General features: G+C 66.1%; 19 protein-coding genes. 16 read left to right on the top strand and 3 right to left on the bottom strand.

Translation table 11 applies throughout. The features are described 5' to 3' along the window. Window positions 1–17: 17 nt before the first annotated feature. The 14 genes from BXA00_RS26255 to BXA00_RS26190 all read left to right on the top strand — a co-directional run bounded on the left by BXA00_RS26255 (window position 18) and on the right by BXA00_RS26190 (window position 13,071). Window positions 18–875, top strand: a complete 858-nt coding sequence (locus BXA00_RS26255) for a phosphatidate cytidylyltransferase (RefSeq protein WP_076521299.1) — start codon at window positions 18–20, stop codon at window positions 873–875. Next, a complete protein-coding gene (locus tag BXA00_RS26250; protein ID WP_076521298.1) occupies window positions 872–2,071 on the top strand; it encodes a 1-deoxy-D-xylulose-5-phosphate reductoisomerase in 1,200 nt (399 codons plus the stop codon). The genes BXA00_RS26255 and BXA00_RS26250 overlap by 4 nt, the downstream gene beginning before the upstream one ends. Window positions 2,072–2,113: 42 nt before the next feature. Then, a complete protein-coding gene (rseP, locus tag BXA00_RS26245; RefSeq protein ID WP_076521297.1) occupies window positions 2,114–3,445 on the top strand; it encodes an RIP metalloprotease RseP in 1,332 nt (443 codons plus the stop codon). A 53-nt stretch (window positions 3,446–3,498) separates the two neighbouring features. Then, a complete protein-coding gene (bamA, locus tag BXA00_RS26240; RefSeq protein WP_076521296.1) occupies window positions 3,499–5,832 on the top strand; it encodes an outer membrane protein assembly factor BamA in 2,334 nt (777 codons plus the stop codon). A 109-nt stretch (window positions 5,833–5,941) separates the two neighbouring features. Continuing rightward, window positions 5,942–6,502 carry an OmpH family outer membrane protein gene (locus BXA00_RS26235; RefSeq protein WP_076521295.1) on the top strand — a complete coding sequence of 187 codons (561 nt, stop codon included), beginning with the start codon at window positions 5,942–5,944 and terminating at the stop codon, window positions 6,500–6,502. A 17-nt stretch (window positions 6,503–6,519) separates the two neighbouring features. Beyond that, on the top strand, window positions 6,520–7,617 hold the full coding sequence (lpxD, locus tag BXA00_RS26230) for a UDP-3-O-(3-hydroxymyristoyl)glucosamine N-acyltransferase (RefSeq protein ID WP_076521294.1): 1,098 nt from the start codon (window positions 6,520–6,522) through the stop codon (window positions 7,615–7,617). 67 nt (window positions 7,618–7,684) lie between these two features. Further along, the gene (gene fabZ / locus BXA00_RS26225; protein ID WP_076521293.1) at window positions 7,685–8,140 is read left to right on the top strand and encodes a 3-hydroxyacyl-ACP dehydratase FabZ; all 456 of its coding nucleotides are present in this window, start codon (window positions 7,685–7,687) and stop codon (window positions 8,138–8,140) included. Continuing rightward, window positions 8,141–8,935, top strand: a complete 795-nt coding sequence (lpxA, locus tag BXA00_RS26220; RefSeq protein ID WP_076521292.1) for an acyl-ACP--UDP-N-acetylglucosamine O-acyltransferase — start codon at window positions 8,141–8,143, stop codon at window positions 8,933–8,935. Continuing rightward, window positions 8,932–10,128: a lipid-A-disaccharide synthase gene (gene lpxB / locus BXA00_RS26215; RefSeq protein ID WP_076521291.1), complete on the top strand. Its 1,197-nt coding sequence runs from the start codon at window positions 8,932–8,934 to the stop codon at window positions 10,126–10,128. The genes lpxA and lpxB overlap by 4 nt, the downstream gene beginning before the upstream one ends. After that, entirely contained in the window at window positions 10,115–10,723 is a 609-nt protein-coding gene (gene rnhB / locus BXA00_RS26210; protein ID WP_076521290.1) for a ribonuclease HII, read from the top strand. The genes lpxB and rnhB overlap by 14 nt, the downstream gene beginning before the upstream one ends. After that, window positions 10,720–11,508 (top strand): RNA methyltransferase, encoded by a 789-nt coding sequence (locus tag BXA00_RS26205; RefSeq protein WP_076521289.1) that lies wholly within the window; start codon window positions 10,720–10,722, stop codon window positions 11,506–11,508. The genes rnhB and BXA00_RS26205 overlap by 4 nt, the downstream gene beginning before the upstream one ends. 125 nt (window positions 11,509–11,633) lie before the next feature. Further along, window positions 11,634–12,101 carry a DUF2846 domain-containing protein gene (locus BXA00_RS26200; protein WP_076521288.1) on the top strand — a complete coding sequence of 156 codons (468 nt, stop codon included), beginning with the start codon at window positions 11,634–11,636 and terminating at the stop codon, window positions 12,099–12,101. A gap of 71 nt (window positions 12,102–12,172) precedes the next feature. Then, entirely contained in the window at window positions 12,173–12,601 is a 429-nt protein-coding gene (locus BXA00_RS26195) for a hypothetical protein (RefSeq protein ID WP_076521287.1), read from the top strand. Further along, on the top strand, window positions 12,598–13,071 hold the full coding sequence (locus BXA00_RS26190) for a DUF2846 domain-containing protein (RefSeq protein WP_076521286.1): 474 nt from the start codon (window positions 12,598–12,600) through the stop codon (window positions 13,069–13,071). Before BXA00_RS26195 ends, BXA00_RS26190 begins: the two co-directional genes overlap by 4 nt. Before the next feature lie 92 nt (window positions 13,072–13,163). On the opposite strand, the gene BXA00_RS26185 is transcribed toward BXA00_RS26190, so the two are convergent. Beyond that, the gene (locus BXA00_RS26185) at window positions 13,164–13,991 is read right to left on the bottom strand and encodes a pyruvate, water dikinase regulatory protein (RefSeq protein WP_076521285.1); all 828 of its coding nucleotides are present in this window, start codon (window positions 13,989–13,991) and stop codon (window positions 13,164–13,166) included. A gap of 215 nt (window positions 13,992–14,206) precedes the next feature. On the opposite strand from BXA00_RS26185, the gene ppsA reads away from it, so the two are divergent. After that, the gene (ppsA, locus tag BXA00_RS26180; RefSeq protein ID WP_076521284.1) at window positions 14,207–16,573 is read left to right on the top strand and encodes a phosphoenolpyruvate synthase; all 2,367 of its coding nucleotides are present in this window, start codon (window positions 14,207–14,209) and stop codon (window positions 16,571–16,573) included. Window positions 16,574–16,681: 108 nt separating this feature from the next. On the opposite strand, the gene BXA00_RS26175 is transcribed toward ppsA, so the two are convergent. Both BXA00_RS26175 and BXA00_RS26170 read right to left on the bottom strand, forming a co-directional pair. After that, a complete protein-coding gene (locus tag BXA00_RS26175; protein WP_076521283.1) occupies window positions 16,682–17,527 on the bottom strand; it encodes a bifunctional transcriptional activator/DNA repair enzyme AdaA in 846 nt (281 codons plus the stop codon). A 149-nt stretch (window positions 17,528–17,676) separates the two neighbouring features. Then, window positions 17,677–18,417, bottom strand: coding sequence for a glutamine amidotransferase (locus BXA00_RS26170; protein WP_076521282.1), 741 nt, complete (start codon window positions 18,415–18,417; stop codon window positions 17,677–17,679). A gap of 170 nt (window positions 18,418–18,587) precedes the next feature. On the opposite strand from BXA00_RS26170, the gene BXA00_RS26165 reads away from it, so the two are divergent. Beyond that, window positions 18,588–19,019, top strand: coding sequence for an NfeD family protein (locus BXA00_RS26165; RefSeq protein WP_076521281.1), 432 nt, complete (start codon window positions 18,588–18,590; stop codon window positions 19,017–19,019). The last annotated feature ends 68 nt before the right edge of the window (window positions 19,020–19,087 follow it).

Genomic DNA, 19,087 nt, shown 5'->3' with positions numbered 1-19,087 from the left:
CAAGAGGAGACCGTCATATGTTGGGCCAGCGTATCGTTACCGCCGTCGTGTTGTTGGCCATTCTGGCCGCCGCCATGGCGAGCGCCAATCCCTGGTGGTTCGTCGCCCTGCTGGCCCTGGCGGCCGCTTGCGCCAACTGGGAGTGGCTGCGCCTGACGCTGCCGCAACCGCCATCCCCCCTGATTTCCATCGGCGTCGCCGTGCTGCTCCTGGCGGGCATGCTGGTGCTGACTTCCGCGTGGCTGGCGGGCGATCGCACGGGCGCCGGCGATCCTGGCTGGATACTGCGCTACCTCGTGCCGGCCGTGTCGGCCGTCTGGCTGTTTGCGGGCGTCGCCGCCGTGGTGCGCGGCCGTTCCGATGCGCCGCCGGCGAGCCTGGCGTGGTCGGTGTTTTCGGTCCCCGCGGCCCTGGCGGCCTGGGCCGTGCTGGCGCAGATGTACATCGCGCGCGGCGCGGTGTTCGTCGTGTCCTTGCTGGCCCTCGTCTGGGTGGCCGATATCGCCGCGTATTTTGCCGGCCGGGCCTTCGGCAAGCGTAAACTTGCTCCGCGGGTCAGCCCGGGCAAGACGGTTGAGGGCGCCATCGCCGGCGTTCTGGGCGCGGTGGTGTGGATCGGCTTGTCCAGTCTCTGGGACGGCACGTTCGGCCATGCGCTGGTGCAACGCTGGTCCTTCTGGCTGGCGTTGCCGATCGCCGCGGCGCTCGGCATGCTGTCCATCGTCGGAGACCTGTTCGAATCGCTGCTCAAGCGCCGCGCGGGCCGCAAGGATTCCAGCACGCTCCTGCCGGGCCATGGCGGCGTCTATGACCGCATCGACGCGATTCTTCCCGTCGCGCCGTTCGCGCTACTTTTGTCTGGAGTTTTGTTTTGACGGCTTTTCAACGTGTCGTCGTACTGGGATCGACCGGTTCGATTGGTGAAAGCACGCTGGACGTGATCGCCCGCCATCCTGAACGACTGGCGGTTTATGCGCTGTCCGCGCACAGCAGGATGCAGCGCCTGGCCGAACAGGCGCTGGCCAGCCGGGCCGCGGTCGTGGTGGTGCCGGACGCCGCCGCCCGGCAGAAATTCATCGAGGCCTGGCCGGGCTCGCAGGCCATGCCCGAGATCCGCGTGGGCGCGCAGGCGCTTGCGGACACCGCCGCCGACGCGCAGTGCGATGCCGTGATGGCCGCCATCGTCGGCGCCGCCGGACTCCCTGCCGCGCTGGCCGCCGCGCGCGCGGGCAAGCGCGTGCTCCTCGCCAACAAGGAAGCGCTGGTCGCGGCCGGCTCCCTGTTCATGCAGGCGATTCGTGACAACGGGGCCGAACTGCTGCCCATCGACAGCGAACACAATGCCATCTTCCAGTGCCTCCCGCATCAGGGGCGGGCCGCCGCGCCGCAGCATCCCGCCCGGGGCGTGCGCCGGCTGCTGCTGACGGCCTCGGGCGGTCCGTTCCGCGGCCGCGATCTCGAAGACCTGCACGACATCACCCCCGCGCAGGCCTGCGCCCACCCCAACTGGAGCATGGGCCGCAAGATTTCCGTCGATTCGGCCACCATGCTGAACAAGGGCCTGGAAGTCATCGAGGCGCACTGGCTCTTCGCCATGCCTGCCGATCGCATCGAGGTGGTGGTGCATCCGCAAAGCGTCGTGCACTCCATGGTCGAATACGACGATGGCTCGGTGCTCGCGCAACTGGGCCAGCCCGACATGCGCACGCCCATTGCCTACGGCCTGGGATTTCCCGATCGCATCGAAAGCGGCGTGGGGCCGCTTGACCTGACCCGGCATGGCCGGCTGGATTTCGAAAAACCCGATCTGTCCCGGTTTCCGTGCCTGGCGCATTCGTTTGCCGCGCTGCGCGCGGGGCAGGCCGCGTGCGTGGCGCTCAATGCCGCCAACGAGGTCGCCGTCGACGCATTCCTGGACGGCCGGCTGGCGTATACCTGGATTCCGCGGGTGATCGAAGCCGCCCTCGAGTGGCAAGCGCGTCAGGCATCTGTTACGCTCAGCAGTCTTGAAGACGTACTTGCTCTTGACGCCGAGGCGCGCACCTTCGCGGGCAACCTCGGACTGGCCTGATCGCGGGCCGCGCCTGCCTCTGATTTCCTAGATTCCGACCCCATGCTTTTCACCCTGCTGGCCTTTGCCGTAGCGCTTGGCTCACTGATCATTTTCCATGAGCTGGGGCACTATTGGGTTGCCCGCCTGTGCGGCGTGAAGGTGCTGCGGTTTTCGGTGGGGTTTGGCAAGGTCATCCTGCGCCGCACCGACCGCCACGGCACCGAGTGGGCGGTCTCCGCCTTGCCGCTGGGCGGCTACGTCAAGATGCTGGACGACGCGCCGCCGGGGGCCAGCCCGGCGCTGGCGGCTGGCGCCTTCAACACCAAGCCTGTGGGCCAGCGCATCGCCATCGTGGCTGCCGGCCCCATTTTCAACCTGATTCTTGCGGTCTTCCTGTATGCGGGCCTGAACATGGCCGGTACCGAAGAGCCGGTGGCCGTCATTGCGCCGCCGGCCGCCGATACGCCCGCTGCGCGCGCCGGCCTGCTGGCTGGCGACCGTATCCTCGCCATCGACGGTGAGGAAGTCGCCTCGTGGTCCGACGCGCGCTGGCGCCTGATGGACGTCATGTCCACGGGCGGCACCGCCCGCATCGAGGTCAGCACGCCCACCGGATCGGTCCAGCAGCGCGAACTCCAGCTTCCTCCCAATACGATGGATCCGGACGCCGGCGACCCGCTCGCCGCCGCCGGCATCCGGTTGGCCCAGCCCAAGCCGGCGGTGCGTGCCGTGATCGACGGCGGAGAAGGGCAGGCCGCGGGCCTGCGTGCCGGCGACCAGGTCGTGGCCGTGAACGGCCAGCCGGCCCCCGATACCGGCGCGCTGGTCAAGCAGATCCAGGAAAACGCCGGCAAGACGCTGGCGCTGACGGTCGCGCGTGATGGCGCCAATGTCACCCTGAACGTCACGCCCCGCCCGGAAGTCGTCAACGGCCAGGAAATCGGCCGGCTGGGCGTGCAGCTTGGCGGCAATGTGCCGATGGTGACGGTGCGCTATGGCGTGTTCGACAGCCTGTGGCGCGGCGCGGTGCGCACGTGGGACACCGCCTGGTTCTCGCTGCGCATGATGGGACGCATGGTGACGGGCGACGTCTCGTGGCGCAATGTCAGCGGTCCGGTCACCATTGCCGACTACGCCGGCCAGACCGCGCGCATCGGAATTGTTGCGTATATCGCCTATATCGCATTGATCAGCATCAGCCTTGGCGTTTTAAATTTGCTTCCCATTCCTATGCTGGATGGTGGCCATCTGCTGTACTATCTCGTCGAAATCGTGCGGGGTAGCCCGCCGCCAGCGAAGTGGATCGACATCGGACAACGCGCCGGCATAGGTATATTGGCAAGCCTCATGGGGCTTGCGCTGTTCAACGATTTCACGCGTTTGTTCACTTGAACGCGATTTAGCATAAAATCCCCCGCCATTTGCACGACCGAGGATACTCAAGGATGTCTTTTCGCCGGATGTTTCATCACAAAAAGGGTGTACTGCCGGGTCTCGTAGCCGCATTGCTGTTGCCGGCCCTGGCCCATGCCTTCGAACCCTTTGTCGTGCGGGATATCCGCGTAGAGGGTATCCAACGAACCGACGCCGGCACCGTCTTTGGTTATCTCCCCGTCAAGGTCGGTGAAAAATTCACCGAAGAAGAAGCCACCGAAGCCATTCGCCGTTTGTATGGCACGGGCTTTTTCACCGACGTTCAGATCCAGACCGACGATAATGTCGTCGTCGTGGTCGTGCAGGAACGTCCCACCATCGCATCCGTCAATTTCAACGGCATGCGCGAATTCGATTCCAAGGCCATTACCACGTCGCTCGCGCAGGTGGGTTTTGCCGAGGGCCGCATTTTCGACCGCTCCATGCTCGAGCGCGCCGAATACGAACTCAAGCAGCAGTATCTGTCCAAGGGCAAATACGGCGTCGAAGTGACCTCCACCGTGACACCGCTGCCGCGCAATCGCGTCGGCGTGAGTTTCGACGTGTTCGAGGGCTCGGTCGCCCGCATCCAGGAAATCCGTTTCGTCGGCAACAAGGCCTTTTCCGAAAGCGACCTGCTCGACGAATTCAAGCTCACGACGCCGGGCTGGCTTACCTGGTATACCGATACCGATAAATATTCGCGCGAAAAGCTCGAAGGCGACCTGGAGCGCCTGCGCTCGTTCTACCTGGACCAGGGTTACCTGGAATTCTCCGTGGAGCCGCCGCAGGTCACGATCTCCCCGGACCGCCAGGACATCCGCATCACGATCACCATCCACGAAGGCGAACCCTACAAGGTGCGCAGCGTGAAGCTGGCCGGCAATCTGCTGGGCCTGGACAAGGAAATCAACGATCTGGTGCAGATCAAGGCGGGCGAGACCTTCTCGGCCGCCAAGACCAACGATTCGGCCAAGGCGATCACCGACTACCTGGGTGAACTGGGCTATGCGTTCGCCAACGTCAACCCGAACCCGCAGCTCGACCGTGCCAAGCACGAAGCCGACCTGACCTTCTACGTCGATCCCAGCCGCCGCGTGTACGTGCGCCGCATCCAGATCGGCGGCAACACCCGCACCCGCGACGAAGTCGTGCGCCGCGAAATGCGCCAGCAGGAAGCCGCCTGGTACGACGCCGGTGACATCAAGACCTCGCGCGACCGCGTCGACCGCCTGGGTTACTTCAGCGACGTCAACGTCAAGACCGACCCGGTCCCGGGTTCGCCCGACCAGGTCGACGTCAACGTCGACGTGAAGGAAAAGCCCACCGGCATGATCAACCTGGGCGTGGGCTACGGCTCGTCCGAAAAGGCCATTCTGTCGGCCGGCATCAGCGAAGACAACGTCTTTGGCAGCGGCACGAACCTGACGCTGCAACTGAATACCAGCAAGACGAACCGCGCCGTGGTGCTGTCGCACACCGATCCGTACTGGACCAAGGATGGCATCAGCCGCACGACGTCCGCCTACTACCGCGTGACCGAGCCCTGGAACAACAACGACGGCGACTACCGCGTCAAGGCCATGGGCCTGGGCATGAACTTCGGTATCCCGATCTCGGAGTACGACCGCATCTTCCTGGGCGGCAACTTCGAACGCAACCAGATCGACCTGTACGACAACTCGCCGGCGGCCTACGAGAACTTCGTCGACCAATACGGCGATTCGACGAACGCGGTGATCTTCAGCGCCGGCTGGTCCAAGGACACGCGCGACAGCGCCCTGGCGCCGACCAAGGGTTCGTACACCCGCCTGAAGGCCGACCTGTCGACCATCGATCTGCAATACACGATGCTGACGGCGCAGCAGCAGTACTACGTGCCGCTGGGCGGCTCGTACACGCTGGCGCTGAACGGCATGGTGGACTGGGGCCAGAGCTACGGCAGCAAGGATTACCCGGTCATCAAGAACGTGTACGCCGGCGGTATCGGCACCGTCCGCGGCTACGAAGGCTCGTCGCTGGGTCCGCGCGACGTCAAGACGGGCGATTACCTGGGCGGCACGCGCCGCATCGTGGCCAACGCCCAGCTTTACCTGCCGTTCCCGGGCGCGTCCAAGGACCGCACGCTGCGCTGGTTCGTCTTCAGCGATGCCGGTCAGGTGTCGGCGGGCAGCGGCCTGAGCTGCACCCGCGGGCGCGACAACACCGAGGTCGAGGATCCGTGCGGCTGGCGTTTCTCGGCGGGTATCGGCCTGTCGTGGCAGTCGCCGATGGGTCCGCTGCAACTGTCGTATGCGCGGCCGCTCAACGCCAAGCAGGGCGACGACAAGCAAAGCTTCCAGTTCCAGATCGGAACCGGATTCTGAGCGAGGCGTTACTCTTGAAAACAAGGGCGCGGCCTCCCGGCCCGGCGTCCTTGCTGTTTAGTGGCACAATACACACTTTGGCTTTGCCTTACTGGAAGGTGAGATTTTCATGATGTCTGATTTCGCACTTAAATCATCGAAGACGCTGGGCGCCAAGCGCCGTGGCAAGCTGGGCGGCTCCATTGCCCTGGTGGGTGCGCTCATTCTCGGTTCGGCTGCCGCGATCCCCGCGCAAGCGCAAGGCACCAAGATCGGTTTCGTCAATACCGAACGCATCCTGCGCGAATCGGGTCCGGCCAAGACTGCGCAAAGCAAGATCGAAGCCGAATTCAAGAAGCGCGACGACGAACTCCAACGCCTGAACAACAGCCTGCGCTCGCAAGCCGAGAAATTCGACAAGGACGCACCCGTCCTGTCGGAATCCGACCGCGTCAAGCGCCAGCGCGAACTGGCCAACCTGGATACCGACCTGCAGCGCAAGCGCCGCGAGTTCCAGGAGGACTTCAACCGCCGCCGCAACGAAGAGTTCTCCACGATCGTGTCCAAGGCCAATGAAGCCATCAAGCGCATCGCCGAGCAAGAAAGCTACGACCTGATCATCCAGGACGCGGTGACGGTCAACCCGCGCATCGACATCACCGACAAGGTGATCCAGAGCCTGGGCAAGTAAGCGATACCCGTCTAGCCATGCCGGTTTTACTGGATCTTGCCCGCGCGCCAACGCTTGAAGCCCTGTTGAGCGCCGCCAATACCCAGGGTATGGACTGGCGCATCAGTGAGGTGTCCGGCGCAGACCCCATGCGGGTCTGCGGCATCGGAACCCTGGCTTCGGCCGGCCGCCAGGAACTCTCGTTCCTGTCCAATCCCCGCTATCAAAGCCAGCTTGGCGCAACCGGAGCCGGGGCGGTCATCGTCTCGCCCGAGGTCGCCGAGGCCCTCGAAGCCCAGGGCAGCGACCGGCCGTCTTTCGCGCTGGTCGTCTGCAAGCATCCCTATCTGCTCTACGCGCGCATTGCGCAGTGGTTCGACACTGCCCGCAGGCCCGCGATGCCCGCTGAAACCCATGCCTCCGCCGTGGTCGCGCCCGACGCGATCATCGAAGAGGGCGTGCGCATCGGCCCCAATTGCGTCGTCGAGTCCGGTGCGCGCATCGGCCGCGGCACGGTGCTGGGTCCCGGTTGCGTCATCGGCGCGGGGTCGTCCATCGGGCCTGACGGGCGCCTGCATGCCAACGTCACGCTCTATGAAGGCGTGAAGATCGGCGCGCGGGTCATTCTGCACAGCGGTGCGGTGCTGGGCGCCGACGGCTTCGGGTTCGCGCCCGATCCCTCGCTGGGCAACGGCGCCTGGGGCAAGATCCCGCAGTTCGGCGGCGTGTCGCTGGGCGACGACGTCGAGATCGGCGCCAACACCACCGTCGACCGCGGCGCGCTCGAAGACACCGTGCTGGCGGACGGCGTCAAGCTGGACAACCAGATCATGGTCGGCCACAACTGTCGCATCGGCGCGCATACCGCAATGGCGGCGTGCGTGGGCGTGGCGGGTTCAACCACCATCGGCGAACGCTGCACCATCGGCGGCGCCGCGATGCTCTCGGGCCACCTGGTCCTGGGCGATGACGTACACATTTCGGGCGGCACGGCAGTGACGTCCAATATTTCCAAGCCGGGCCGCTATACCGGGGTCTTCCCGTATGCGGAGCACGGCGACTGGCAGCGCAATGCCGCCGTGATACAACAGTTGGCGCAATTGCGCCGCCGCGTGCGCACGCTGGAAAAGGACTAGGGCGCTGTCGCCGCCCTGGCGCGCGCGCGCCGCCACATTATTTAATTTCGCAGGAACGCATAGAAAAATGGAACTCGACATCAAGGGGATCATGGAGAGGCTGCCGCATCGCTACCCGATGCTGCTGATTGACCGTGTTGTTGAAATGGTGCCTGGCAAGTCCATCGTCGCCATCAAGAACGTCTCGATCAACGAGCCGTTCTTCACCGGTCACTTTCCTCACCATCCGGTGATGCCGGGCGTGCTCATCGTTGAAGCCATGGCGCAGGCTTCGGCGCTGTTTTCCTTCACGGATGAAAACGGCGGGCTCAAGTGCGAAGGTTCCAAGACGGCCTATTATCTGGTCGGCATCGACGGCGCGCGCTTCCGCCGCCCCGTCGTCCCGGGCGATCAACTGCGCATCGAGGTCGAAGCCGAGCGCCTGAGCCGCAGCATCTGTAAGTATCAAGCACGCGCGACGGTCGACGGCCAGGAAGTGGCGTCGGCCAAGCTGATGTGCGCGATTCGCAGCCTGGAAGAGTAAATGGCAGGAAACATCCATCCCACCGCTGTCGTCGATCCGGCGGCAAAAATCGACCCGACCGCGGTCATCGGCCCGTTCGCAGTGGTGGGGCCCGATGTGACCATCGGTGCGGGTACCGAGATCGGTCCTTACTGCATGGTCGACGGCGTGACCACCATCGGTCGCGACAACCGCTTCTACCGGTATTGCTCCATCGGGGGCATGCCGCAGGACAAGAAGTACGCGGGCGAAGCCACCCGCCTGACGATCGGCGACCGCAACACGGTTCGCGAATTCGTCACGCTGAATACCGGCACGACGCAAGATGGCGGCGAGACCACGCTGGGCGACGACAACTGGATCATGGCCTATGTCCACGTCGCACACGATTGCCACATCGGCAGCCATACGATCCTGGCGAACTCGGTCCAACTGGGCGGCCACGTCCATGTGGGCGACTGGGCCATCATCGGCGGCCTGACCGGCGTGCATCAATTTTCCCGGGTCGGCGCGCACACCATGACGGGCGGCAACAGTTCGCTCATGCAGGACACGCCGCCGTTCGTGCTGGCCGCGGGCAACCCCTGCCGTCCAGTGGGGATCAACGTCGAAGGCCTGAAGCGCCGCGGCTTTACGCCGGCCGCCATCTCGGCCCTGCGCGAAGCCTACAAGATCATCTACCGCCGGGGCCTGCCCCTGGACGAGGCGCGCGCCGAATTGCGCGAACGGCAGCAGGCCGTCCCCGAAGCCGCCGAGCATCTGCAGACCCTGCTGGATTTCCTGGACGTCGCGTCCCGCGGCATCATCCGCCCATGAGCCCGCGGATCGGCATGGTGGCCGGCGAGCCTTCGGGCGACCTGCTGGCCGGGCGCATCATTGCCGGTCTGCAAGCGCGCGACGGCAGCGTCCATTGCGAGGGCATCGGCGGGCCCCAGATGCAGGCCCACGACTTCGAAGCCTGGCATCCGATGCATGCGCTGACGGTGTTCGGGTACGTGGACGCGCTCAAGCGCCTGCCCAGCCTGTTGGCCACGTATCGCGACGTCAAGCGTCGCTGGCTCGCCCAGCCCCCCTCCGTATTCGTCGGCATCGACGCGCCCGACTTCAACCTGCGGCTGGAACACCAGCTGCGGCAGGCCGGCACGCCGACGGTGCATTTCGTCGGCCCCTCGATCTGGGCCTGGCGCTACGAGCGCATCCACAAAATCCGCGAATCGGTCTCGCACATGCTGGTGCTGTTTCCGTTCGAGGAAGAGATTTACCGCAAGGAAGGCATCCCTGTCACCTACGTGGGCCATCCGCTGGCCGGCGCGGTGCCGATGCAGCCCGACCGTGCCGCGGCCCGGGAACGCCTGGGCATCGACCAGGGCGCGCGCGTGCTGGCGATCCTGCCCGGCAGCCGCTCGTCGGAGATCCGCCTCCTGGCGCCGCGTTTCCTGCAGGCCGCGCAGCAATTGCTGAAGAAAGATCCCGCGCTGCAATGCATCGTCCCCATGGTCAACGACCAGCGGCGGGCGGAATTCCTGGAGATCCTGGCTCAGTACCCGGTGCCCGGGCTGCGCTGCGTCACTGCCCACGATCTGCACGGCGAAGGCGGCGACCGCAAGGCGCCGGTGGCCTGGTCCGTGATGGAGGCCGCCACGGCGGTGCTCGTGGCCAGCGGCACCGCCACGCTGGAGACGGCGCTGTTCAAGCGTCCCATGGTGATTTCGTACGTGCTGTCGCCCTGGATGCGGCGCATCATGTCCTGGAAATCGGGTCAGCAGCGCCCCTATCTGCCGTGGGTGGGGCTGCCCAATGTGCTGCTGCGCGACTTCGTCGTGCCGGAGCTTTTGCAGGACGATGCCACGCCCGATAAACTGGCCGAAGCGACCTGGCAGGCATTGACCGACGACGCGCTGATCGCGCGCGTGGAGTCCCGGTTCACCGCCATGCATCAGGACCTGTTGCGAGACACGCCGGCGCTGGCCGCGCAGGCGATCCTGGAGGTGGCCGATGGAGCAGCCTGATCTGTTCGTGGCGCCCGAGCAGCCCGCCTTGCTGACGGCGGGCGTGGACGAGGCGGGCCGCGGTCCGCTCGCCGGCCAGGTTTATGCGGCGGCCGTCATTCTGGATCCGTCGCGGCACATCGATGGGCTCGCGGACTCCAAGGCGCTGACCGCGCTGCGGCGCGAGGCGCTCGCCGAGCAGATCAGGGAGCGGGCGCTGGCCTGGTGCATCGCCAGCGCCACCGTCGCGGAGATCGACAGCCTGAACATCCTGCGCGCCACGCTGCTGGCGATGCAGCGCGCCGTGCAGGGCCTGGCCACCGCGCCGCAATTGGCCCTGGTGGACGGCAACCAGGCGCCCAAGCTGCGCTGCACTGTGCAGACGGTCATCAAGGGCGATGCGCTCGTGCCGGCGATCTCGGCCGCGTCCATCCTCGCCAAGACGGCGCGCGACGCGGACCTGCTGCGCCTGCATGCGCTGTATCCCCAGTATGCGTTCGATCAGCACAAGGGCTACGGCACGCCGCTGCACCTGCAACGGCTGCGCGAACACGGCCCTTGCGCCGAACACCGGCGCAGCTTTGCGCCCATCAAGGCATTCGGCCTGGTCTCATGAAGCACATCAGTTCCCGCGACAACCCCGCGGTCAAGGCGCTGGCCAAGCTGGCCGGCACGGCGGGCAAGCGCGGCGCCCCGGTGCTGCTGGACGGCGTGCACCTGTGCCAGGCATGGCTGCAGCACCATGGCGAGCCCGATCAGGCGATCTTCGATGTCGAACGCCTGTCCCACCCCGACATCGCGGCCCTCGCCGCGGGCGTTTCCGACCGCATCAGCCTGGCGCTGGATGCCCGGCTGATGCACGCGCTTGCCGCGGTGGAAAGCGGGCAGGGCGTCGCCTTCGTGGTGACGCCGCCTGTGCCGGCGCCGCCAGACCAGGTCGACGAAACCTGCGTGCTTTTTGACCGCATCCAGGACCCCGGCAATGTGGGCACGCTCTTGCGCACGTGCGCCGCGGCGGGGGTGAAACGGGTGTTCCTGGCGACTGGTACCGCCGCCGCCTGGTCCCCGAAGGTGCTGCGCAGCGGCCAGGGCGCCCATTTCGCCCTTGCCATCCACGAGCATGTGGACCTGGAGGCCTTGCTGCCCCGGTTGCGCGTTCCTCTGGTTGCCACCGCCCTGGACGGGGCGCGTGACCTCTACGAGGGCAGGCTTCCCGAGCGGTGCGCATGGGTGTTCGGCCACGAAGGCCAGGGGGTGGCCCCGGCGCTGCTCGCGGCCGCGACCCTGAAGGTCCGCATCCCGCATGACGCCGGCGCGGTGGAGTCGCTGAACGTCGGCGCGGCGGCGGCGATCTGCCTGTTCGAGCAGCGCAGGCAGGCCAGCGCCCCGCGCGCCGGTTGATCTGGTTCAGGATTCCCCGCTTTTCCGCCTATTGAGGGCCGCAGACCCGCCTTATACTGCCGCGTCCGCGCAGGACGCCGCCGTGGAGGCGGGCGTCACGCGCATTTCGACCTGGGAGGCGACGCGTGAAGAATTGGATCAAACTGAGTATTGCCGCGCTGGGCGCCGCGACGCTGCTGGCAGGCTGCGCGGGCCCGCGTTATGCCGATGTGTCGGCGCGGATTTCCGCGCTGCAGCCGGGCGAAGGGCGCATCTACTTCTACCAGCCCAAGACCGCCAACGGCGGCAAGACCCAGCACCCCGCGATCCTGGTGGACGGCACGCGGGTCGGCAAATCCAAGATGGGCCACTTCTTCTTCGTGGACCGGTCGGCCGGCACCCTTGAGGTCACAACCGCGACGGACCGCAAGGAGCAAAAGGCGCCGATCACCGTTCCGCTCGCGGCGGGCCAGACGCAGTACGTCAGGGTGGACATCGAGGGCGGCAAACAGGTTCTGCAGTTGGAAGGGTCGGCCGAGGCTGCCCAGCAGGCCCTGGCGGACCTGCGGTACTGGGGCGCCGGACGGCGGGAGCGCGAGCCGCTGCGCTATTGATGCGCCGTCACGTTTTGTAGATTTCTGACGCACCCATATACTTACGCACCTTATTTCCAGCCGAGGTATCCATGGCGTCATCGTTGGTGCAGAAAATGGCGGGTGCGGTCCGTGTGGGAAAACTCGCGGCCATGACCGGTGCGGGCGCGCTGCTCTTGGGAGCGTGCATGTCCGTGCCGACGCAACGCGTCGCGTTGGTCCCCGTTGCGGCGGCAGACCCGGTAAGCGTGATCCAGTTGTCGCGCATGGTCAGCGCCCAATTGTCCAATGACAGCCTTGTCACCCTGTCCGCGGGGTCGCAATGGCAACGGGTTGGCGCCTTGCCCCAGGGCGACGCCTATCGCTCGCTCAGCGGGCTGTTCACCATCCAGACGCGGCGCCAGTCCGAAGCCTATGTCGTGGCGTCGTCCGGAAAGCTCGTCGGCTTTTACTTGCCGGGCGAATCGGCTTACTTGCCCTTGAATCGCCCCGTCACGCTGCCTGTGGAGATGCGTCAATGAAGGCTTGGCTGATGAAACTGGCGGCGGTTGCCGCGACCGCCGTTGCGCTGGCAGGCTGCGCCGGCCCGCAGTATCAATCGCTGCAGGGCCGCATTCCGCCGATTGCGCAAGGCAACGGACGCATTTACTTCTACCAGCAGCAAACCACGCCGGTGGCGGCCGCCCAGCAGAAACTGCGCGTCAACCAGGATGTGGTGGGCCGCAACAAGCCGGGCAGCTTCTTCTTCGTGGATCGGCCGGCCGGCAGCTATGTCGTGACCAACCTGTACTGGACGGGCGAGGGCGTGAGCTTCAGGCTCGACGCGGGCCAGACGCGCTATGTGCGCGTCACGGCCGAGTCGCTGGGCAGCACGGGCGCGGTCGGCAACCTGTCGATGGAATTGGTCGATCCGCCCGAGCGCGCCGAAGCCGAGATGCTGCGCTTGCGCTATTGGGGCGCGGCATCGCCCGAACGGGTTCCCGGCCTGTAACGGGTTCCGCCTGGGGCGCGGATCTGCGCAAACGCGCGGATGCTGTGCCCCTGATTTCCTGCATGCCAGGCCAGGGCGCGCCCTGGTCGTTTTCAGCCCCGATCCAGCCCGACTTCCTGCAGCACCGTGGTTGCGATCTCCTCGATCGACTTGGTGGTGCTGGACAGCCACGAAATGCCTTCCCGGCGCATCATGCGCTCGGCTTCGGCCACTTCGTAGCGGCATTGCTCCAGTTGCGCGTAGCGGCTGTTGGGGCGGCGCTCGTTGCGCACTTCGGCCAGGCGTTCGGGCTGGATGGACAGGCCGAACAGCTTGCCGCGGTGCGGCGCGATGGTGGAGGGCAGGGTGCCGCGCTCGAAATCGTCGGGCGTCAGCGGGAAGTTGGCCGCCTTGATGGCGTATTGCATGGCCAGGTACAGGCTGGTGGGCGTCTTGCCGCAACGGGAGACGCCAACGAGGATCACGTCGGCCTGGTCGAGCTGGTTCACGAACTGGCCGTCGTCGTGCGCCAGGCTGAAGTTGATGGCGTCGATCCGGTTCCGGTATTTTTCGGAGTTGGCCTGCATGTGCGAGCGGCCGATGGAATGGCTGGATTTCAAGCCCAGCGCCTGCTCGATATGGCTGACGAAGGTGCCGAAAAGATCCAGGAATACGCCGTTCGCCTGGCGAACGCGGGCCAGGATTTCAGGATTGACCAGGGTGCTGAAGACAATGGGAGGAACCCCCGCGTCCAGGGCGCTGCGGTCGATCCGCATGGCGACTTCCGCGGCCTTTTCGAGGGTGTCCACGAAAGGCAGGCGGATAGGCTTGAAATTGACCTCCTCGAACTGCGAAAGTACTGACTGGCTGAACGTTTCCGCGGTGATGCCGGTACTGTCGGAAACGATGTATACCGTGCGTACGATAGGGGTAGATGTCATGTGTAAAAAATTCCAACCAGGCGGATGGCCGGACGTACTCCACCGAGTACAATCAGGCCCCTATAAGTCACCCCAAGGGCGGTCCAAGGCCAGTTTGGTCAGCGTCTGAAAGCGTGCCTGCGCAGGCCCGGAAACAGTCTTCCTGCGGCAGCCAAGACAGCGCTTTTCATGCATTGACCAAACTCGCTTTCATTCCATTGTAAAAGGTGACTTCAATGTCGTATGTTGTTTTGTTCGAGCAGCTCCGCATGACGGACGTGGACTCGGTAGGAGGCAAGAACGCATCACTTGGCGAAATGATCAGCCAGCTGTCCGGCGCGGGCGTCCGCGTGCCGGGCGGCTTCGCCACGACCGCAGATGCCTTCCGCGATTTCCTGAAGGCCTCGGGCCTGGACAAGCGGATCGCTGAACGCCTCACCACGCTGAACCCCGAAGACGTGCGCGAACTGGCTGCCGCCGGCTCGCAGATCCGCCAATGGATCGTCGAAGCGCCGTTCTCGCCGGAATTCGAAAAGCAGATCCGCGACGCCTTCGCCAAGCTCGATGCCGACGGCAAGGGCTCGTTCGCCGTGCGCTCGTCCGCCACCGCCGAAGACCTGCCCGACGCCTCGTTCGCCGGCCAGCAGGAAACCTTCCTGAACGTCGTGGGCATCGACGACGTGCTGGACAAGATCCGCCACGTGTTCGCGTCGCTGTACAACGACCGCGCCATCTCCTATCGCGTGCACAAGGGCTACGCCCACGCCGATGTCGCCCTGTCGGCGGGCATCCAGCGCATGGTGCGTTCCGACAAGGGCAGCGCCGGCGTCATGTTCACCATCGACACCGAATCGGGCTTCCAGGACGTGGTCTTCATCACGTCGTCCTATGGCCTGGGCGAAACCGTCGTGCAGGGCGCCGTCAACCCCGACGAGTTCTACGTCTTCAAGCCCACGCTGGCCCAGGGCCACTATCCCATCGTCGGCCGCCGCATCGGCTCCAAGCTGATCAAGATGGAATTCGATCCCGAGCGTCCCGAAGGCCGTGCCGTGCGCACGGTGGACGTGCCGGTGTCCGAGCGCAACCGCTACTCGCTGACCGACGACGAAGTCAACGAACTGGCCCGCTACGCCGTCATCATCGAAAAGCACTACGGCCGCCCGATGGACATCGAGTGGGGCCGCGACGGCGTCGACGGCAAGATCTACATCCTGCAGGCGCGTCCCGAAACGGTGAAGTCGCAGCAGGGCGCCAACGACGTGCAGCAGCGCTATCGCCTGAAGGCCACCGGCCAGGTCCTGATCACCGGCCGCGCGATCGGCCAGAAGATCGGTTCGGGTCCCGTGCGCGTGGTGGGCGACATCTCCGACATGGACAAGGTCCAGCCGGGCGACGTGCTGGTCACCGACATGACGGACCCCAACTGGGAGCCCGTGATGAAGCGCGCGTCGGCCATCGTGACGAACCGCGGCGGCCGCACCTGCCACGCGGCGATCATCGCGCGCGAACTGGGCATTCCGGCTGTCGTGGGTTGCGGCAACGCGACCGACCTGCTGAAGGAAGGCCAGGCTGTCACCGTGTCGTGCGCCGAGGGCGACGAAGGCCGCATCTATGACGGCCTGATCGAAACCGAAGTCGAGGAAGTGCGCCGCGGCGAAATGCCCGCCATCGATCTGAAGATCATGATGAACGTGGGCAACCCGCAACTGGCGTTCGACTTTGCCCAGATCCCCAACGGCGGCGTCGGCCTGGCGCGCCTGGAATTCATCATCAACAACAACATCGGCATCCACCCGAAGGCGGTCCTGGACTACCCGAACGTGGACGGCGAGCTGAAGAAGGCCGTGGAATCGGCCGCCCGCGGCCACGCCAGCCCGCGCGCCTTCTTCGTCGAGAAGATGGCCGAAGGCGTCGCCACCATCGCGGCCGCGTTCTATCCGAAGCCGGTCATCGTGCGCATGTCGGACTTCAAGTCCAACGAATACCGCAAGCTGGTCGGCGGCTCGCGCTACGAGCCCGAGGAAGAGAACCCCATGCTGGGCTTCCGCGGCGCGTCGCGCTACATCGCCGAGGACTTCGCCGAGTGCTTCCGCATGGAATGCGAAGCCCTCAAGAAGGTGCGCGATGAAATGGGCCTGACCAACGTCGAGATCATGGTGCCGTTCGTCCGCACGCTGGGCCAGGCCGAAAAGGTCGTGAACCTGCTTGCCAAGCACGGCCTGGCGCGCGGCGAAAACGGCCTGAAGCTGATCATGATGTGCGAAGTCCCGTCCAACGCCATCCTGGCCGACGAGTTCCTGCAGTACTTCGACGGCTTCTCGATCGGTTCCAACGACATGACCCAGCTCACCCTGGGCCTGGACCGCGATTCGGGCATGGAACTGCTGGCCGCCGACTTCGACGAGCGCGACGAGGCCGTCAAGTTCATGCTGCGCCGTGCGATCAAGGCCTGCCTGGCCGCCAAGAAGTACGTGGGGATCTGCGGCCAGGGCCCCAGCGACCACCCGGACTTCGCGCAATGGCTCAAGGATGAAGGCATCCTGTCGATGTCGCTGAATCCGGATACCGTTGTCGACACCTGGCAGCGCCTGGCCAAGCACTGATCGGCCGCCTGAAATAGAAAGCCCCGCATCCTATTGGGATGCGGGGCTTTTTTTCGGCTGTGCGGGGCGGCGGGATGCCGCGGCGGCCCGGCCTGGTCCGCACGCATGTCAGGCGGCGAGCGCCTCGCGGGCGATGAGTTCGCGCTTGCGGTCGATGCCCCATCGATACCCGGCCAGACCGCCATCGGTGCGGACCACCCGGTGGCAGGGGATCGCCAGGGCGATGTGGTTGGTCGCGCAGGCGCGGGCCACGGCGCGCACGGCGCCGGGCGCGCCGATCCGTTCGGCCACCTGCGCGTAGGTCGCGGTGGCGCCCAGCGGGATCTCGCGCAGGGCCTCCCAGACCTTGCGCTGGAACGCCGTGCCGCGCACGTCCAGCGGCAGGTCCAGTCCGCGCGAGGGGTCTTCGACGAAGCCCACTACGTCGGCGACCCAGCGTTCGAAACGGGGATCGGCGCCGATGAGGCGGGCGGCCTTGAAGCGGTCCTGCAGGTTTCTCACCAGCCGGTCCGGGTCCTCGTCCAGCGCGATCTCGCAGATGCCGGTGGTGCTGGCCGCGACCAGCAGGGCGCCGAGCGAACACTGCGCAACCGCGAACCGGATGTCCACGCCTTCGCCATTTTTGCGAAAGGCGGTGGGCGTCATGCCCAGGATGGCGGGGGCGGCCTCATAGAAGCGCCCGCTGGAATTGAAGCCGGCGTCATACATGGCGTCGGTGACGCTGGCGCTGTCTTCCAGGCGCTGGCGCGCGCGGCTGGCGCGCAGGGCGTTCGCGTAGGCCTTGGGGGTGATGCCGGTGGCGGCCTTGAAGACGCGGTGGAAATGAAAGCGGCTCATGCCGGCCTGTTCGGCCAGCGTCGACAGATCGGGCGGCTGCTCGGCTTCCAGGGCGCGGCAGGCGCGTTCCACGGCGGCAGCGTGCTGTTTGTTCAAGGGGGCGGCGGCGGGGCTCATCGGGGACTCCTGGCATTGCGCGTGATTGGGTACGCTTGGCGCTATCGTCTCAAGGGTGGCCGGCCGCCGCACTCCGCTTGTTGCGACCGTCCCGGCGGCGCTGCCCCGATGTTCCCCGGGGGGGGCGTCCTGCGCGGGATGTCGGGGCGTCAGGCGCCGGGCGCGTAGGTCTCCAGGAAGCGCCGCAGCAGGTCGCCGGCCACGGGCGTGGCGCGCACGTTGGCGGTCAGCCCGGGCACGTCGAGGTTCTCGGCGGCGTAGCGGCGGCCATAGCGTTCGAGGTGCGCCCGGATGAAATCCGGTCCGAACTCGGGATGGAACTGGGTCGAGAAGACGTTGCGGCCGATGCGGATCATCTGGTGCTCGTCCAGGTCGGATCGCGCCAGCACGGCCGCGCCTTGCGGCGGCTGCAGCACGGTCTGGGCATGCAGCATCTGGGCGGGGAAGGTGGCAGGGACGCCGGCCATGAGCGGATCGCCCGCCGCGGTGGGCATCAGTTCGACAGTCTGGGTGCCGACTTCGCGCCCGGCCGGGTTGTAGCCGACCTTGCCGCCCAGCGCGTGCGCCAGCAACTGGTGGCCATAGCAGACCCCGAATATGGGCAGGTCCGCGGCCACCGCCTCGCGCAGCCAGGCTGCCGTGTCTTCGCTCCAGGGCTCCTTGTCGGAAACCATGGCCGGCGATCCGGTGATCAGCGCGGCGCGGTAGCAGGCGGGCGCCTGCGGGCGCTGGCCCGCGTAGACGGCGACGATGTCGACGGCGCTGGCCTCCAGGCCGGCGGCCTGCATGATTTGTTCGGCATAGCCGCCGAACTGGCTTTTTAGCGTGTCGTCCGGATCGCCGGTGTGCAGGATCAGGACGGGAAGAGCAGAAGGCGTTGCGGCGGTCATAAAAGCGTGTTCGTGGATGTGGGCGGCGCGCCGGGTCCCGGGACCTGGCGCGCCAGCGCACATCATAATCCAGCGCCATGGTTTCCGAGGGCGCGCGGCGTCCTCCCGCTCCGTCCCGGAAATACGTACAATCCGCTCAGATAATCATCCTTACAGGCGATCTTGAGACTATGTGGATCTGGCTGGGATTGGCCGCGCTCGCCCTCATCGGGGAACTGGCGACGGGAACCTTCTACTTGCTGCTGGTCGCGCTGGGATTGGCGGCGGGCGGCATTGCCGCCTGGCTGAACGCGGGCCTGCAATGGGAGCTGGTGGCCTGCGGCGTGGTGCTGCTGCTGGGGCTGCTGGTGTTGCGCAAGACCCGCGTGCTGAAAAAGCGCGAAGTCGATTCCGCCCGCAATGCCGACGTCAACCTGGATATCGGCCAGACCGTCATGGTCGAGGCCTGGTCCGACAACCGCACCACGCGCATCTGGTACCGGGGTGCGCACTGGCAGGCCGAGCTGGCCGAGGGGCACGCGCCCCAGGGTGGCGAACACATCATCACAGAATTGCGCGGTTCGACCCTGGTGCTCACTCCCAAGAGCGCCGGGTCGGCATAGCAGACCGGCCCGCGCGCGCCGCGGGCCACCGCTGAACCCTGGCCCGCGCGGCAGGACAGGCCAGCGCA

Origin of the sequence: Achromobacter sp. MFA1 R4 (genome assembly GCF_900156745.1) — a bacterium.
Lineage (GTDB): Bacteria > Pseudomonadota > Gammaproteobacteria > Burkholderiales > Burkholderiaceae_B > Achromobacter.
The sequence above is the reverse complement of the archived record's forward strand: the minus strand, read 5'-3'. Positions and strand labels throughout refer to the sequence as shown.

Coding starts and splice junctions, on each gene's coding strand:
- BXA00_RS26170 (WP_076521282.1), bottom strand. CDS start 18,417: ATGACCGCCGCAACGCCTTCTGCTCTTCCCGTCCTGATCCTGCACACC.
- ppsA (WP_076521284.1), top strand. CDS start 14,207: ATGTCGTATGTTGTTTTGTTCGAGCAGCTCCGCATGACGGACGTGGAC.
- lpxB (WP_076521291.1), top strand. CDS start 8,932: ATGAGCCCGCGGATCGGCATGGTGGCCGGCGAGCCTTCGGGCGACCTG.
- BXA00_RS26175 (WP_076521283.1), bottom strand. CDS start 17,527: ATGAGCCCCGCCGCCGCCCCCTTGAACAAACAGCACGCTGCCGCCGTG.
- BXA00_RS26190 (WP_076521286.1), top strand. CDS start 12,598: ATGAAGGCTTGGCTGATGAAACTGGCGGCGGTTGCCGCGACCGCCGTT.
- BXA00_RS26185 (WP_076521285.1), bottom strand. CDS start 13,991: ATGACATCTACCCCTATCGTACGCACGGTATACATCGTTTCCGACAGT.
- rnhB (WP_076521290.1), top strand. CDS start 10,115: ATGGAGCAGCCTGATCTGTTCGTGGCGCCCGAGCAGCCCGCCTTGCTG.
- BXA00_RS26165 (WP_076521281.1), top strand. CDS start 18,588: ATGTGGATCTGGCTGGGATTGGCCGCGCTCGCCCTCATCGGGGAACTG.
- BXA00_RS26195 (WP_076521287.1), top strand. CDS start 12,173: ATGGCGTCATCGTTGGTGCAGAAAATGGCGGGTGCGGTCCGTGTGGGA.
- bamA (WP_076521296.1), top strand. CDS start 3,499: ATGTCTTTTCGCCGGATGTTTCATCACAAAAAGGGTGTACTGCCGGGT.
- BXA00_RS26235 (WP_076521295.1), top strand. CDS start 5,942: ATGATGTCTGATTTCGCACTTAAATCATCGAAGACGCTGGGCGCCAAG.
- lpxA (WP_076521292.1), top strand. CDS start 8,141: ATGGCAGGAAACATCCATCCCACCGCTGTCGTCGATCCGGCGGCAAAA.
- lpxD (WP_076521294.1), top strand. CDS start 6,520: ATGCCGGTTTTACTGGATCTTGCCCGCGCGCCAACGCTTGAAGCCCTG.
- rseP (WP_076521297.1), top strand. CDS start 2,114: ATGCTTTTCACCCTGCTGGCCTTTGCCGTAGCGCTTGGCTCACTGATC.
- fabZ (WP_076521293.1), top strand. CDS start 7,685: ATGGAACTCGACATCAAGGGGATCATGGAGAGGCTGCCGCATCGCTAC.
- BXA00_RS26205 (WP_076521289.1), top strand. CDS start 10,720: ATGAAGCACATCAGTTCCCGCGACAACCCCGCGGTCAAGGCGCTGGCC.
- BXA00_RS26255 (WP_076521299.1), top strand. CDS start 18: ATGTTGGGCCAGCGTATCGTTACCGCCGTCGTGTTGTTGGCCATTCTG.